Raw genomic sequence first — 14,263 nt, forward strand, 5'->3', positions numbered from 1 at the left:
ATCAGGTCTTCACCAGAAAATCTGCGGTATCAAAGCTGCCATCGGCCTTACGCTGCAGCGGCTCCGGCAGCGCCAGCGACTGATACTGGTCAGGCGTCAGTGTTCGGCCATTGCGGTCGCGGCTTTCTCCGCGCTCAATAAAGACGTTGCCGCTGTCGATATTTCCGGTGACCGCATCGTCATAGCGCCCCGGGCTGCTGCGCAGCGAAAGATTATCCCGGAAATGCCCCTGGGTCTGCGGTCCGCCATAGGGGCTGGGTCGGAAGATAAAGTTAAAGCGCCGGTTATCTACCGCGACGTTATTCACCACCTGTAGCGGACCAGGGTTAAAGTTATCGCTAAAGCCATCCAGGTGATTGCCGATGGCGATGCTGTTACGGATCTGGTGCGCCACGGGCTGGCCTTCTCCGCCCAGTTTAAAGCCGTTACTGGTATTATTGCGGGCGATGGAGTTCTCAATAATAACTGCGCCGTTAGGGCCATCTTCAATCTTATTAAAGAGATCGTAGCCGTCATCGATATTCCCCCAGGCGTAACAGCCCTCCAGTCGGTTCCCCTCACCTACCCGCATCTTCACCGCAAAACCGTCAGCATTAATTTTTCCGGGATCTTCGTTTTGATACGAGGTGGAATTGACGATACGGTTATAGCTGGCCCAAAGCGGTCGGCCGATTCCCGCCGGTGAGGAGATCTGAATGCCGGTATCGCTGTTATGGTAAGCGGTCACTCGCTCTATCAGGTTATGACTGCCCTGAATGCGCAGGCTGTTATCGGTAATGTCGATATCCCGGATCTGCCAGTAGCTGGCATTCAACAGCATGCCATGAATTACAACCTTTCCCTGGCCTTCCAGCCGTTTTTCCCTGCCGGGAAGGCCGCTGACCTGAAGCGGTAGCGTTATCCGGGGATAGTGACCGGCGGCCAGGATTACCCTGCCGCCTGGTGCAACCAGGTTAATAGCGCTGGCCAGATCCAACGGTGACTGCGGCGTGCCCGGATTATCGGCTGCCCCTTCCGGCGAGACGTACAGCGTATCCGGTACCTGGAGCGGTAACAGGTTCAGCGTTTTTCGAACCGGTTTATGTCGCGTATCATCGGGGGTAAAGGTGAGGCTTATCGTCGTTTGCCCTTTTAGTGGGATGCTATGGCGAAACATCTTCCCGGCTTTTACGCCCTTTTGTTTCCCGATCACCATTTCCCGTTCCAGCACCCGGAAATCGCCGTCATAATTAGCCCAGGCCTGAACCACGTAGTCGGAAGATGAGCTCTGTTCTGATGAGGCTAATTGCATCACCAGCGGCCAGGTTTTGGGCTGCCAGTCAGGCGAAGTGACGGTTTGCGCTGGAGAGGTGGTTAGTGAGGCATCACTAATGGTTATTCTGGCATTTCGGGCAGCGAAGAAGCCCAGATGGTAAGCGTGAGGATCCTGAACGGTAACGATATCGGCCGGGGACACTTTCTGCATAACCCATTTATCACTGCCCTCTGGTGCCCAACCGGCGATAAAACCGGTGTCAGTACGTACTAACTTCATCCGGAAGCGCGGCGTTTTCTGGATGTCGATTCCCTGCTGATAGCTGGTTCGTGTGATATCGGCACCGGCATTCCCCCAGGGGCGGTTGATGCCCTGGCGTCTGATGGCCTGGAGCTGCACACGGTGATGATCTTTCCGGTCCTGAGTCATGATGGCGTTCATCATCATGTTCGACGCTGCCGGAAACTCTTCATAGCCCTCTTTTAACGGCTGCTGACGTGGAGGGCCCAGAATATCGCGCACCATCAGGCCCGCGCCTTCCTGGGCCGCAGGACGGGCGCCGTTTTCCGGGCCAAACTGCTCTACGGTGACCAGGGCTTCAAGGCTAAAGTTGCTACTTGCCGGTAGCGTGGTATAGAAAAAGGTCAGGCCGTCGTGGGTATTGGCGATTTTCCCCCCGCGGCTTTCAATGGTCACCGGCTGTGACAGATCGGCATACATTGTTGGGGTTAACACCCTGCCATTAATTTCTACCTGATTGATACCTACTTTGGCGGGCAGTACGTTAGAGGAAAAGTTGATATCGGTTGATTGTCCAAAGGTGATGGCCCGCCATTCTCCCGGGGCTGCCTGCGCCATCAGCGGCAACCAGCAGAGGGCTGCAACCAGCGAATATGTAGACGCCATGTGTTTCTCCTGAAAAAATCTGGCATCATTATGCTTAAAAATGAAACGGTGTTTCTTTTATTTTCATCACAGTTATCCATACTGAAAATGATAAATGGCGAGCTGATACTTTATTTTTTTTGGGAAAAAAGTCTGAATGCCGTGGTTTCGCGACATTTCACTGATGCGAGGGTACTTTTTTGTCCGTCATACACCTAAACTAGGAACAGCTACGAAAAAGAGCGTGTTTCTGGCCGCAATATGGCCTTTTTTTCGCCGCCCCGTTTTTACATGCAAAATATGTAGAAGTTTCAGGGGGAAACCGTTTTACTTTTCACTCTATTCAAAGTCAGGACGCGTATGTCAAACAGTGCGATGAGCGTGGTGATCCTTGCAGCCGGTAAGGGCACCCGTATGTATTCCAATCTTCCTAAAGTGCTGCATACCCTTGCGGGCAAACCGATGGTGCAGCACGTCATCGACGCCGCCGGGGAACTGGGCGCGCGTCAGATTCACCTGGTTTATGGCCACGGAGGCGATTTGTTGAAGCAGACGCTGAAGGATGATGCACTGAACTGGGTACTGCAGGCGGAACAACTGGGCACCGGCCATGCCATGCAGCAGGCGGCACCGTTCTTCGCTGATGATGAAGATATCCTGATGCTTTACGGCGACGTGCCGCTGATCTCAGTGGACACCCTGGCGCGCCTGCGGGAAGCGAAACCGCAGGGCGGTATTGGCCTGTTGACCGTCGAGCTGGCCGATCCCGCCGGTTATGGTCGCATCACTCGTGAAAATGGCCGGGTGACTGGTATCGTTGAACATAAAGATGCCAGCGACGCTCAGCGCCAGATTAATGAAATCAACACCGGCATTCTGGTGGCGGGCGGCGCTGACCTGAAGCGCTGGCTGGGGCAATTGGATAACAACAATGCTCAGGGCGAATTCTATATCACCGATATCATCGCCATGGCTTACCAGGAAGGCCGCGAGATAGCCGCGGTTCATCCCCTGCGACTCAGTGAGGTGGAAGGGGTCAATAACCGCCTGCAGCTCTCCAGGCTGGAGCGGGTTTACCAGGCCGAGCAGGCGGAAAAGCTGCTGCTGGCAGGCGTGATGCTGCGCGATCCCCAGCGTTTCGACCTGCGCGGTACTCTGACGCACGGCCGGGATATTGAGATCGATGCTAATGTGATTCTGGAAGGTCAGGTGACGCTGGGCGATCGAGTTAAGATTGGCGCCGGTTGTGTGATTAAAAACAGCACCATTGGCGATAACTGCGAAATCAGCCCCTATACCGTGGTGGAGGATGCCCACCTGGAGGCTGACTGTACTATCGGGCCGTTTGCGCGTCTGCGCCCTGGCGCCGAGCTGGCGGAAGGGGCCCACGTGGGCAACTTCGTCGAAATGAAAAAGGCGCGACTGGGTAAAGGTTCTAAAGCCGGGCATTTGTCCTATCTCGGTGATGCCGAGATTGGTGATAACGTGAATATCGGCGCAGGCACCATCACCTGTAACTATGATGGCGCTAACAAGCATAAGACCCTGATTGGCGATGACGTTTTTGTAGGTTCTGACACTCAACTGGTGGCGCCGGTCAGTGTGGCGCGCGGCGCGACAATTGGTGCGGGAACCACGGTCACGCGCGATATCAAGGAAAATGAACTGGCCATCAGCCGGGTGAAGCAGACCCATATCCAGGGCTGGCAGCGTCCGGTGAAGAAAAAATAATTTTTACCCCTCTCCCTCAGGGAGGGGGGGGCAGTACTTATAAAAATACCCCCATTCTCTACAAAGGCTCGGGGCCCGGAAAAAACCGGAATAACAGGTCAGCGACAACGCAGGCGGAAACGCCTTGATCAAGGAATTAATACGATGTGTGGAATTGTTGGCGCGGTCGCGCAACGTGATATTGCTGAAATCCTTCTCGAAGGGCTACGTCGTCTGGAATATCGGGGCTATGACTCCGCCGGGCTGGCGGTGGTTGATGCGCAGGGTAATATGACCCGCCTGCGCCGTCTGGGCAAGGTGCAGGCGCTGGCGCAGGCTGCGGAAGAACACCCGCTGCATGGCGGCACCGGTATTGCGCATACCCGTTGGGCAACTCACGGCGAACCGTCGGAAGCGAATGCTCACCCGCATGTTTCCGGCCATATCGTGGTGGTACACAATGGCATTATCGAAAACTATGAGCCGCTGCGCGAAACTCTAAAAGCGCGCGGTTATCAGTTTATCTCTCAGACCGATACCGAAGTTATCGCTCACCTGGTCCACTGGGAAATGGAGCAGGGTGGCAGCCTGCGCGACGCGGTTCTGCGGGCGATCCCACAACTGCGCGGCGCTTATGGCACCGTCATTATGGATACCCGTAATCCGGATACGCTGCTGGCGGCCCGTTCGGGTAGTCCGCTGGTGATTGGCCTGGGCGTCGGCGAAAACTTTATCGCTTCTGACCAGCTGGCTCTACTGCCGGTGACCCGTCGCTTTATGTTCCTGGAAGAGGGCGATATCGCGGAAGTGACCCGTCGCAGCATCACCGTCTTCGACCGTTCTGGCGAACCGGTAACGCGCGAAGAGGTGGAATCTAATCTGCAGTACGATGCCGGCGATAAAGGCGGCTATCGTCACTATATGCAGAAAGAGATCTATGAGCAGCCGAACGCCATTAAAAGTACCCTGGGCGGGCGTATCAGCCATGGCGCTATCGATCTCAGTGAGCTGGGGCCGGACAGCGACGAGCTGCTGTCTAAGGTTGAGCATATCCAGATTGTGGCCTGTGGTACCTCCTACAACTCCGGGATGGTTTCCCGCTACTGGTTTGAAGCCATGGCCGGCGTCTCCTGTGATGTGGAGATCGCCTCTGAGTTCCGCTATCGCAAATCGGCCGTGCGTCGTAACAGCCTGATTATCACCCTTTCCCAGTCCGGTGAGACCGCCGATACCCTGGCGGCGCTGCGCCTGGCGAAAGAGCTGGGTTACCTGGGATCGCTGGCAATCTGTAACGTGCCCGGCTCTTCGCTGGTGCGTGAGTCGGATCTGGCTTTAATGACCAAAGCGGGCACCGAGATTGGCGTGGCCTCTACCAAGGCCTTCACCACCCAACTGACCGTGCTGCTGATGCTGGTGGCGAAAATCGGTCGTCTGAAAGGTGTGGATCCGAAGATAGAGCACAATATTGTGCACGCGCTACAGACCCTGCCCAGCCGCATTGAGCAGATGCTGGCCCAGGACAAGCGGATCGAAGCCCTGGCGGAAGACTTCTCTGACAAGCACCATGCGCTGTTCCTGGGGCGCGGCGATCAGTACCCCATCGCGCTGGAAGGCGCGTTGAAGCTGAAGGAAATCTCCTATATTCACGCAGAAGCCTATGCCGCTGGCGAGTTGAAGCACGGCCCGCTGGCGCTGATCGACGCCGATATGCCGGTTATTGTGGTCGCGCCGAATAACGACCTGCTGGAGAAGCTGAAGTCCAATATCGAAGAGGTGCGCGCCCGCGGCGGTCATCTCTACGTCTTTGCCGATGAGGATGCCGGTTTTGTGGACAGTGAAACCATGCACATCATCCAGATGCCGCACGTGGAAGAGGAGATCGCGCCTATTTTCTACACCGTGCCGCTACAGCTGCTGTCCTACCATGTCGCGCTGATTAAAGGCACCGATGTGGACCAGCCGCGTAATCTGGCGAAGTCGGTAACGGTTGAATAATCGGTTATCGTCCAGTGAAAGCCCGCCGTGAATGGCGGGTTTTTTACTTTATTTTGCTACTCAACTGACTGATTTCCTGTTTCAGTGAGCTGATTTCACGGGCGCTGCTCTCCTGACTGCGCTTTAAGGCCTCATTTTCCCGGGAAAGGCCGTCTATCTGCTTGCTAAGGCTGCTGGTTTCTTTTTTCATATCATCCAGTTGGCGTTTCATATTTTCGCCTGATTGCTTGCTGGTATCCTCTATCTGACGCTTTAAGTCATCCCGATCGCGTTTCAGTTGTTCCACATCATTTTGGGTCTGTTTTAATGACTCTATGCTCGGGTTATCGATGGTATTTAAATGGATGATGCCATTCATATCGTCCCTGCCGTCGGTGGTTACCAACTGCGAACCCATGGATGGAGAGCCTGAGAATTGCAGATTGTTTTCGGCACTGGCGCAAAGTGGAACCATCAGACAGAGTATGCTGGTACCGACGAGTAATGGTTTAAACATATTTCACCCTTCCTTTTTTGTGGATAACGAAAAGTATAAATTCAAACTGTGTCGTTTTTAGGGAGACTTTATGGAGTCGTCGATGCCTGTCTCATCCACGCCAACCTGCCTGCTGTCATAAAACTGTCATAATTCGTACATGTTGCTGTCACCAAACTGTCCTATTTTGTCCATGCAGTCACCTGAGAGCCTGGCGTGGACGACAAAGCAATGAGCACAGGCTCCTTACACAGCAAATGATGACTCTTGCAGGAGACACTATGAACGTTATGCGTACCACCGTCGCTACTGTTGTCGCCGCGACCTTCTCTCTGAGCGCGTTTTCCGCTTTTGCGGCAGCCAGCCTGACTGGCGCGGGCGCCACCTTTCCTGCTCCGGTGTATGCCAAATGGGCCGACAGCTATCAGAAATCCACGGGGAATAAAGTGAACTATCAGGGGATTGGCTCCTCTGGCGGCGTGAAGCAGATCGTCGCGCATACCGTTGATTTTGGTGCTTCCGACGCCCCTCTCTCCGATGAAAAATTGCAAAATGATGGCCTGTTCCAGTTCCCAACCGTTATCGGCGGGGTGGTAATGGCGGTTAACCTGCCAGGCGTTCAGTCCGGTCAGCTGACGCTGGACGGCAAAACCCTGGGTGATATCTATCTGGGCAAAATTAAGAAGTGGAACGATCCGGCCATTGCGCAGCTGAACCCGGGCATTAAGCTACCTGAGCAGAACATTGCCGTCGTGCGTCGCGCTGACGGTTCTGGTACTTCCTATGTCTTCACCAGCTATCTGTCTAAAGTGAATGAAGAGTGGAAGTCGAAAGTCGGCGCCGGTACCACAGTGAAATGGCCGACCGGTCTGGGTGGTAAAGGCAACGACGGCATCGCCGCCTTTGTTCAGCGTTTGCCTGGCGCCATTGGCTTTGTTGAGTATGCCTACGCCAAGCAGAACAACCTGGCCTATACCAAACTGATTTCGGGTAATGGTCAGCCGGTCAGCCCAACCGAAGAGAGCTTCTCTAAGGCGGCTGAAAGCGCGGACTGGAGCAAAACCTTTGCCCAGGATCTGACCAATCAGACCGCCGAAGGCGCATGGCCAATCTCTTCCGCCACCTTTATTCTGGTGCATAAGGATCAGAAGAAGCCGGAGCAGGGCACAGAAGTACTGAAGTTCTTCGACTGGGCCTATAAAAATGGCAGCGATGAAGCCAAAGCGCTGGATTACGCCACCCTGCCGGAAAGCGTGGTTGAGCAGGTTCGCGCAGCGTGGAAGACCAGCGTTAAGGACAGCAGCGGTAACCCGCTGTATAAATAAGTTTTTCCAGAAGGCCGGTACGCCGGCCTTCAAAACTGATTAAGTTGAGTGAGTTTATGGCAGCAAGCAGGCCTGCATTTACACCTCCTGGCAAAAAGGGCGACATTCTGTTCGGCGCGCTGGTAAAACTGGCTGCGCTGATTGTCCTGTTTCTGCTGGGCGGGATTATCGTCTCCCTGATCTTTTCTTCCTGGCCGAGCATCGAGAAATTCGGCTTCGGCTTTCTGTGGTCCAAAGAGTGGGATGCCCCTAACGATACCTTCGGCGCGCTGGTACCGATTTACGGCACCCTGGTGACATCGGTGATTGCACTGATTATCGCCGTGCCGGTCAGTTTTGGTATTGCCCTGTTTCTGACCGAACTGGCCCCCGGCTGGCTGCGGCGCCCGCTGGGTATCGCCATTGAGCTACTGGCGGCTATCCCCAGTATCGTTTACGGCATGTGGGGACTGTTTATCTTCGCCCCGCTGTTCGCCACTTACTTTCAGGAACCGGTCGGTAACGTGCTGTCGTCGGTCCCCATCGTCGGCGAGCTGTTCTCTGGCCCGGCCTTCGGAATCGGAATCCTGGCGGCAGGGGTGATCCTTGCCATCATGATCATTCCCTATATCGCCTCGGTGATGCGTGATGTATTTGAGCAGACGCCGGTGATGATGAAAGAGTCCGCTTACGGTATTGGCTGCACGACCTGGGAAGTTATCTGGCGTATCGTCCTGCCATTCACCAAAAACGGGGTGATTGGCGGCGTGATGCTGGGGCTGGGACGCGCGCTGGGTGAAACCATGGCGGTGACCTTTATTATCGGCAACACCTACCAGCTCGACAGCGCTTCGCTCTATATGCCGGGTAACAGCATCACTTCAGCGCTGGCGAATGAGTTCGCCGAAGCGGAATCCGGACTGCATACCGCTGCGCTGATGGAGCTGGGCCTGATTCTGTTTGTGATTACCTTTATCGTACTGGCTGTCTCCAAGCTGATGATTCTGCGACTGGCGAAGAATGAGGGGGCGCGCTGATGGCCACCATGGAACTGCAAGCGGCGGCAAATCTGGCGGAATCACGCCGTAAAATGCAGGCAAAGCGCCGCTTTAAGAATCGTATTGCCCTGACATTGTCGATGGCCACCATGGCATTCGGCCTGTTCTGGCTGATCTGGATCCTGTTCGCCACGGTTACGCGTGGTATCGACGGCATGTCACTGGCGCTGTTTACCGAAATGACGCCGCCGCCCAATTCAGAAGGCGGCGGTCTGGCTAACGCCCTGGTCGGTAGCGGGCTGCTAATCGTCTGGGCTACCGTTTTTGGTACGCCGCTGGGCATTATGGCGGGGATCTACCTGGCGGAATATGGCCGTAAATCATGGCTGGCGGAGGTGATCCGCTTTATTAACGATATTCTGCTGTCTGCTCCCTCCATCGTAGTGGGTCTGTTCGTCTACACCATCGTTGTCGCCCAGATGCAGCACTTTTCCGGCTGGGCCGGGGTGATCGCGCTGGCGTTGCTGCAGGTGCCTATCGTGATTCGTACCACGGAAAATATGCTCAAGCTGGTGCCGGATAGCCTGCGTGAAGCGGCCTATGCGCTGGGTACGCCAAAGTGGAAGATGATCTCGGCCATTACCCTGAAGGCGTCTGTTTCCGGGATTATCACCGGTGTGCTGCTGGCAGTGGCGCGTATCGCAGGGGAAACGGCGCCGCTGCTGTTCACTTCGCTCTCCAACCAGTTCTGGAGCACCGATATGATGCAGCCGATAGCCAACCTGCCGGTGACCATCTTTAAGTTTGCCATGAGCCCCTTCGCCGGATGGCAGGAGCTGGCCTGGGCCGGGGTGTTGATCATCACCCTCTGCGTTCTGTTGCTGAATATTGTGGCGCGCGTACTGTTCGCGAAACGTAAACACGGTTAATAAGTACGGCGTGGGCTGTGGCGGCGCCGGATGAGGAAAGAGAAGCAATGAGTATGGTTGAAACCACCCCGGGTAAGATTCAGGTTCGTGATTTGAACTTCTGGTACGGGAAATTCCATGCCCTGAAGGACATCAGTCTGGATATCGCCAAAAACCAGGTAACGGCCTTTATCGGCCCTTCCGGCTGCGGGAAATCGACGCTGCTGCGTACCTTCAACAAGATGTTCGCGCTCTACCCGGAACAGCGTGCCGAAGGCGAAATTTTGCTGGATGGCGAAAATATTCTGACCCAGAGTCAGGATATCGCCCTGCTGCGTGCAAAGGTCGGTATGGTGTTCCAGAAACCCACACCGTTCCCGATGTCGATTTACGATAATATCGCCTTTGGTGTGCGCCTGTTCGAAAAGCTGTCGCGCGCCGATATGGACGAGCGCGTACAGTGGGCGCTGACCAAAGCGGCGCTGTGGAATGAGACTAAGGATAAGCTGCACCAGAGCGGTTATTCGCTGTCCGGCGGTCAGCAGCAGCGTTTGTGCATCGCCCGCGGCATTGCTATTCGCCCCGATGTTCTGCTGCTGGATGAGCCCTGCTCGGCGCTGGATCCCATCTCTACCGGGCGCATTGAAGAGCTTATCACCGAACTGAAACAGGACTATACCGTGGTGATCGTGACCCACAATATGCAGCAGGCGGCGCGCTGCTCTGATCACACGGCGTTTATGTACCTCGGCGAGCTGATCGAATTCAGTGACACGGATTCACTGTTTACCACGCCGAAGAAGAAGCAGACCGAAGATTACATCACCGGACGCTACGGCTGACCGTGGGAGAAGAACATGGATAACCTGAATCTTAATAAGCACATTTCCGGCCAGTTCAATGCCGAACTGGAACATATTCGCACCCAGATTATGACCATGGGCGGGCTGGTGGAGCAGCAGCTGACCGATGCCATTACCGCCATGCATAACCAGGACGCCGAACTGGCACAGCGGGTTATCGAAGGCGATAAAAAGGTCAATATGATGGAGGTGGAAATTGACGAGGCGTGCGTACGCATCATCGCCAAGCGTCAGCCCACCGCCAGTGACCTGCGCCTGGTAATGGCGATCATCAAGACTATTTCCGAGCTGGAACGCATCGGCGATGTGGCGGATAAGATCTGCCGCACGGCGGTCGAGAAGTTCTCCCGCCAGCACCAGCCGCTGCTGGTCAGCCTGGAGTCGCTGGGTCGCCATACGGTGCAGATGCTGCATGACGTACTGGACGCCTTTGCCCGCATGGATATTGACGAAGCGGTGCGAATCTACCGTGAAGATAAAAAGGTCGATAAGGAGTATGAAGGCATCGTTCGTCAGCTGATGACCCATATGATGGAAGATACGCGAACCATCCCGAGCGTGCTGACCGCGCTGTTCTGCGCCCGCTCCATTGAACGTATCGGCGATCGCTGCCAGAACATCTGCGAATTTATCTTCTACTTCGTGAAGGGCCAGGACTTTCGCCACGTGGGCGGCGATGAACTGGATAAGCTGCTGGCGGGCCACGATCCGAAAGAGTAACGCTTAATGTCCCTCTCCGCCCTGGAGAGGGAGCATTATCACTGCGGTTTATCCAGCAGCCTGCGCGCCAGACCATCAATATCATCGTAAAACCAGAGCAGGCGACGCCAGCGTTCCGGAATAGCTTCTACCCCGAACCAGGCGCCAGCTATCTGTCCGGCGATGGCGGCGGTGGTGTCGGCATCATCACCGAGATTGGCCGCCAGCAGGATGGTCTGCTCAAAACTCTCAGCGTGGAAGAAACACCACAGCGCGGCTTCAAGGCTCTGAACGCAGTAACCGGTCCCGTGGATTGCGGCTCGGGATTTGTTCTGGTATTCCCCTGCGGCAATGCGGCGGACGTTTTCCGTGGCGGGCATGTCTGGAATCTCCAGCAGTGTCTCTGTTTTTCCTTTGCCGCTGAGCGCATTGACCAGGATCTGAGCGAATAGCCGGCAGCAGTCAATCGCTTCGGCTGCCGCGTGGGTGGTGCGCGATGACTCTCCTGCGTAGTACAGTGCACGCTGAGTATCGGGAAAGTAATAGAGCACCACGGGCGCCAGGCGCATCAGTGAGCCATTACCTGCCGTATCCGGCGCGCTGGAGCCCGCGAAGGGATCGCCATCAACTGAGAACTTTGACAGCGCTTTGACAACGGTGGTGCCGATATCAAAGCATTCCCCGGTGGCGCTGAGATAGCCCCACTGCCACCAGTTCAGGTAACGCGTCATTTGGTCGTGGGCGTTAAATCCCCGGCAGTGGGTCAGGCTTTCGGCCAGACAGAGCGCCATGGAAGTATCGTCAGTCCATTGCCCCGCCTTCAGCCTGAAGGGACCGCCACCGACCATATCGGTCAGGGGGGTAAAGCTCTCTCTGGGGCTGAATTCAACGCTGGTACCTACCGCATCGCCAGCCGCCAGTCCCAGCAGACAACCCTGATAGCGTTCGAACATGTCGGGCATATGCGCCTCCTTCTGTTAACAGGGCGAGAATCAGGAACGGTTAATTTCCCAGCCCCGGGCCTTCCACAACGCGGGCAACTGTGCCAGATCGGTAAAGGTGGTCACTTTCGGGTGATCGATAGGCTTATTGTGAGGGTCGGCGCAGAAGTAGAAAACCTCCATACCGGCGGCGATACCGGCCTGGGCGCCCGCCATAGAATCATCCACCAGAATACAGCGCTGCACGTCGACTTCCATCACCTCTGCGGCATGGAACATCATGGCCGGATCCGGCTTCCAGCGTTGCAGATCGTAACCGCTGAATAAACGCTGCGGGAAGTGGTGCAGCATGCCGGTTCTGCCCAGCGAGTGCTCCATTTTGCTGACCGGCCCGTTAGAGACCACGCACATGGGCAGGCTGATGCTGTCCAGTAGCTCCCGGGCGCCGGGAATAGCTTCCAGCTCGGCTTCGAACAGGCGCGCCACTTCGGCGCGATAGACTGGCTCCAACGCTTCCCGGGTCAGGGCGGTGCCGTGCTCCTGATTAATGATGTCGATAATTTCGTAGAGCTTCACGCCTTTAAAGCGTTTAAAAACCTCTTCCAGGTCCAGCTCAATGCCGTGGCTGGCAAACATATGCACATAGGCACGGGAACAGATGACTTCGCTGTCGACCAGCGTTCCGTCACAATCGAAAAATAGCGCTTCTATCTGAGACATGCTGTTTCCTGTCGATAAAAATGTTAAGAGGAATTGTGCCACGCAATCGATGCCGTATAAGCAATTTCAATGAAAAAAGTGCATATTTACCGTCAACCGGGCGCCGTTTTGGTATAGGATAGCGGCGGATTTTTTCCCCTCTTAAAATTCGGTAACTGATGATGAGCCAACAACAGATTCCCCGTCCGGCGGACCAGGGACTTTTTGAGCGCGTGTTTAAATTACGCGATCACGGCACGACGGTACGCACCGAGGTGATAGCCGGTTTTACCACATTCCTGACCATGGTCTACATCGTTTTCGTCAACCCGCAGATTCTGGGGGCGGCGGGTATGGATACCCAGGCGGTGTTTGTCACCACCTGCCTGATTGCCGCCTTCGGCAGTATCCTGATGGGCCTGTTTGCTAACCTGCCGGTTGCGCTGGCGCCTGCGATGGGGCTGAACGCCTTTTTCGCCTTTGTGGTGGTAGGCGCTATGGGGCTTTCCTGGCAGGTGGGCATGGGCGCTATCTTCTGGGGTGCGGTCGGGCTGCTGCTGCTGACGCTGTTTCGCGTACGTTACTGGATGATCGCCAATATCCCGCTGGGTCTGCGGGTAGGGATCACCAGCGGTATCGGGCTATTTATTGGCATGATGGGGCTGAAAAACGCCGGTATTATCGTTGCCAATCCTGAAACCCTGGTGGCGATTGGCGATCTCAGCTCTCATAGCGTGCTGTTGGGCGTTCTGGGCTTCTTTATTATCGCGATTCTGGCTTCACGCAATATTCACGCCGCAGTGCTGGTGTCTATTGTGGTGACCACGCTGCTGGGACTGTGGTTTGGCGATGTGCATTACAACGGGCTGGTTTCGATGCCGCCGGGCGTGACCTCTGTCGTGGGGCAGGTGGACCTCGCAGGTGCGCTCGATCTGAGCCTGGCCGGTGTTATCTTCTCGTTTATGCTGGTAAACCTGTTCGACTCTTCCGGCACTTTGATTGGCGTAACGGACAAAGCGGGACTGACCGACAGTCAGGGGAAATTCCCGCGGATGAAGCAGGCGCTGTTTGTGGATAGCGTATCGTCGGTTGGCGGTGCCTTTATTGGCACCTCTTCGGTCACGGCGTACATTGAATCCACCTCCGGGGTTTCCATTGGCGGGCGTACCGGTCTGACGGCAGTGGTGGTCGGTCTTCTGTTCCTGCTGGTTATCTTCCTGTCACCGCTGGCGGGAATGGTGCCGGGCTACGCTGCGGCTGGCGCGCTGATTTACGTGGGCGTGTTGATGACCTCCAGCCTGGCGCGGGTGAAGTGGGACGATCTGACCGAGGCGGTACCGGCCTTTATCACGGCAGTGATGATGCCGTTTAGCTTTTCCATTACCGAAGGGATTGCCCTGGGCTTTATCTCTTACTGCATAATGAAAGTTTTCACCGGCCGCTGGCGCGATCTTAGCCTGTGTGTGGTAGTGGTGGCGCTGTTGTTTGTGCTGAAAATCGCCTTTATTGATTAAATGGTGGCTGGCGGCAG

12 protein-coding genes are annotated in these 14,263 nt (G+C 55.6%); 8 read left to right on the plus strand and 4 right to left on the minus strand.

Annotation, left to right across the window (positions count from 1 at the left end):
* Window position 1 precedes the first annotated feature (1 nt).
* A complete protein-coding gene (locus FEM41_RS05575) occupies window positions 2–2,161 on the minus strand; it encodes a right-handed parallel beta-helix repeat-containing protein (protein WP_138095048.1) in 2,160 nt (719 codons plus the stop codon).
* A 339-nt stretch (window positions 2,162–2,500) separates the two neighbouring features.
* Here FEM41_RS05575 and glmU point away from each other — a divergent pair, with 339 nt between their 5' ends.
* The gene (gene glmU / locus FEM41_RS05580; RefSeq protein WP_138095049.1) at window positions 2,501–3,871 is read left to right on the plus strand and encodes a bifunctional UDP-N-acetylglucosamine diphosphorylase/glucosamine-1-phosphate N-acetyltransferase GlmU; all 1,371 of its coding nucleotides are present in this window, start codon (window positions 2,501–2,503) and stop codon (window positions 3,869–3,871) included.
* Between the two features lie 144 nt (window positions 3,872–4,015).
* Complete coding sequence (gene glmS, locus FEM41_RS05585; protein ID WP_138095050.1) at window positions 4,016–5,845, plus strand: glutamine--fructose-6-phosphate transaminase (isomerizing); 1,830 nt, start codon at window positions 4,016–4,018, stop codon at window positions 5,843–5,845.
* A 43-nt stretch (window positions 5,846–5,888) separates the two neighbouring features.
* On the opposite strand, the gene FEM41_RS05590 is transcribed toward glmS, so the two are convergent.
* Window positions 5,889–6,341 carry a hypothetical protein gene (locus tag FEM41_RS05590; RefSeq protein ID WP_138095051.1) on the minus strand — a complete coding sequence of 151 codons (453 nt, stop codon included), beginning with the start codon at window positions 6,339–6,341 and terminating at the stop codon, window positions 5,889–5,891.
* Window positions 6,342–6,601: 260 nt separating this feature from the next.
* Here FEM41_RS05590 and pstS point away from each other — a divergent pair, with 260 nt between their 5' ends.
* Genes pstS through phoU form a run of 5 tightly spaced genes read left to right on the plus strand, consistent with a single transcriptional unit; the run spans window position 6,602 to window position 11,113 of the window.
* The gene (gene pstS / locus FEM41_RS05595; protein ID WP_138095052.1) at window positions 6,602–7,645 is read left to right on the plus strand and encodes a phosphate ABC transporter substrate-binding protein PstS; all 1,044 of its coding nucleotides are present in this window, start codon (window positions 6,602–6,604) and stop codon (window positions 7,643–7,645) included.
* Window positions 7,646–7,701: 56 nt separating this feature from the next.
* Entirely contained in the window at window positions 7,702–8,661 is a 960-nt protein-coding gene (pstC, locus tag FEM41_RS05600; RefSeq protein ID WP_138095053.1) for a phosphate ABC transporter permease PstC, read from the plus strand.
* Window positions 8,661–9,551 carry a phosphate ABC transporter permease PstA gene (gene pstA, locus FEM41_RS05605; RefSeq protein WP_138095054.1) on the plus strand — a complete coding sequence of 297 codons (891 nt, stop codon included), beginning with the start codon at window positions 8,661–8,663 and terminating at the stop codon, window positions 9,549–9,551. The genes pstC and pstA overlap by 1 nt, the downstream gene beginning before the upstream one ends.
* 47 nt (window positions 9,552–9,598) lie before the next feature.
* Window positions 9,599–10,372 carry a phosphate ABC transporter ATP-binding protein PstB gene (pstB, locus tag FEM41_RS05610; RefSeq protein ID WP_138095055.1) on the plus strand — a complete coding sequence of 258 codons (774 nt, stop codon included), beginning with the start codon at window positions 9,599–9,601 and terminating at the stop codon, window positions 10,370–10,372.
* 15 nt (window positions 10,373–10,387) lie between these two features.
* Window positions 10,388–11,113 (plus strand): phosphate signaling complex protein PhoU, encoded by a 726-nt coding sequence (phoU, locus tag FEM41_RS05615; protein WP_138095056.1) that lies wholly within the window; start codon window positions 10,388–10,390, stop codon window positions 11,111–11,113.
* A 38-nt stretch (window positions 11,114–11,151) separates the two neighbouring features.
* Here the strand turns inward: phoU and FEM41_RS05620 are convergent, their stop codons facing one another.
* Both FEM41_RS05620 and yieH read right to left on the minus strand, forming a co-directional pair.
* On the minus strand, window positions 11,152–12,054 hold the full coding sequence (locus tag FEM41_RS05620) for an ADP-ribosylglycohydrolase family protein (RefSeq protein WP_138095057.1): 903 nt from the start codon (window positions 12,052–12,054) through the stop codon (window positions 11,152–11,154).
* Window positions 12,055–12,084: 30 nt separating this feature from the next.
* Window positions 12,085–12,753: a 6-phosphogluconate phosphatase gene (gene yieH, locus FEM41_RS05625; RefSeq protein WP_138095058.1), complete on the minus strand. Its 669-nt coding sequence runs from the start codon at window positions 12,751–12,753 to the stop codon at window positions 12,085–12,087.
* A gap of 161 nt (window positions 12,754–12,914) precedes the next feature.
* On the opposite strand from yieH, the gene FEM41_RS05630 reads away from it, so the two are divergent.
* Window positions 12,915–14,246 (plus strand): NCS2 family permease, encoded by a 1,332-nt coding sequence (locus FEM41_RS05630; RefSeq protein ID WP_138099118.1) that lies wholly within the window; start codon window positions 12,915–12,917, stop codon window positions 14,244–14,246.
* The last annotated feature ends 17 nt before the right edge of the window (window positions 14,247–14,263 follow it).

The organism is Jejubacter calystegiae, assembly GCF_005671395.1.
GTDB lineage: Bacteria > Pseudomonadota > Gammaproteobacteria > Enterobacterales > Enterobacteriaceae > Jejubacter > Jejubacter calystegiae.

What these genes read in the sequence shown, in the direction of transcription:
- FEM41_RS05575 (WP_138095048.1), bottom strand. Translation starts at nt 2,161, where the DNA reads ATGGCGTCTACATATTCGCTGGTTGCAGCCCTCTGCTGGTTGCCGCTG.
- glmU (WP_138095049.1), top strand. Translation starts at nt 2,501, where the DNA reads ATGTCAAACAGTGCGATGAGCGTGGTGATCCTTGCAGCCGGTAAGGGC.
- glmS (WP_138095050.1), top strand. Translation starts at nt 4,016, where the DNA reads ATGTGTGGAATTGTTGGCGCGGTCGCGCAACGTGATATTGCTGAAATC.
- FEM41_RS05590 (WP_138095051.1), bottom strand. Translation starts at nt 6,341, where the DNA reads ATGTTTAAACCATTACTCGTCGGTACCAGCATACTCTGTCTGATGGTT.
- pstS (WP_138095052.1), top strand. Translation starts at nt 6,602, where the DNA reads ATGAACGTTATGCGTACCACCGTCGCTACTGTTGTCGCCGCGACCTTC.
- pstC (WP_138095053.1), top strand. Translation starts at nt 7,702, where the DNA reads ATGGCAGCAAGCAGGCCTGCATTTACACCTCCTGGCAAAAAGGGCGAC.
- pstA (WP_138095054.1), top strand. Translation starts at nt 8,661, where the DNA reads ATGGCCACCATGGAACTGCAAGCGGCGGCAAATCTGGCGGAATCACGC.
- pstB (WP_138095055.1), top strand. Translation starts at nt 9,599, where the DNA reads ATGAGTATGGTTGAAACCACCCCGGGTAAGATTCAGGTTCGTGATTTG.
- phoU (WP_138095056.1), top strand. Translation starts at nt 10,388, where the DNA reads ATGGATAACCTGAATCTTAATAAGCACATTTCCGGCCAGTTCAATGCC.
- FEM41_RS05620 (WP_138095057.1), bottom strand. Translation starts at nt 12,054, where the DNA reads ATGCCCGACATGTTCGAACGCTATCAGGGTTGTCTGCTGGGACTGGCG.
- yieH (WP_138095058.1), bottom strand. Translation starts at nt 12,753, where the DNA reads ATGTCTCAGATAGAAGCGCTATTTTTCGATTGTGACGGAACGCTGGTC.
- FEM41_RS05630 (WP_138099118.1), top strand. Translation starts at nt 12,915, where the DNA reads ATGAGCCAACAACAGATTCCCCGTCCGGCGGACCAGGGACTTTTTGAG.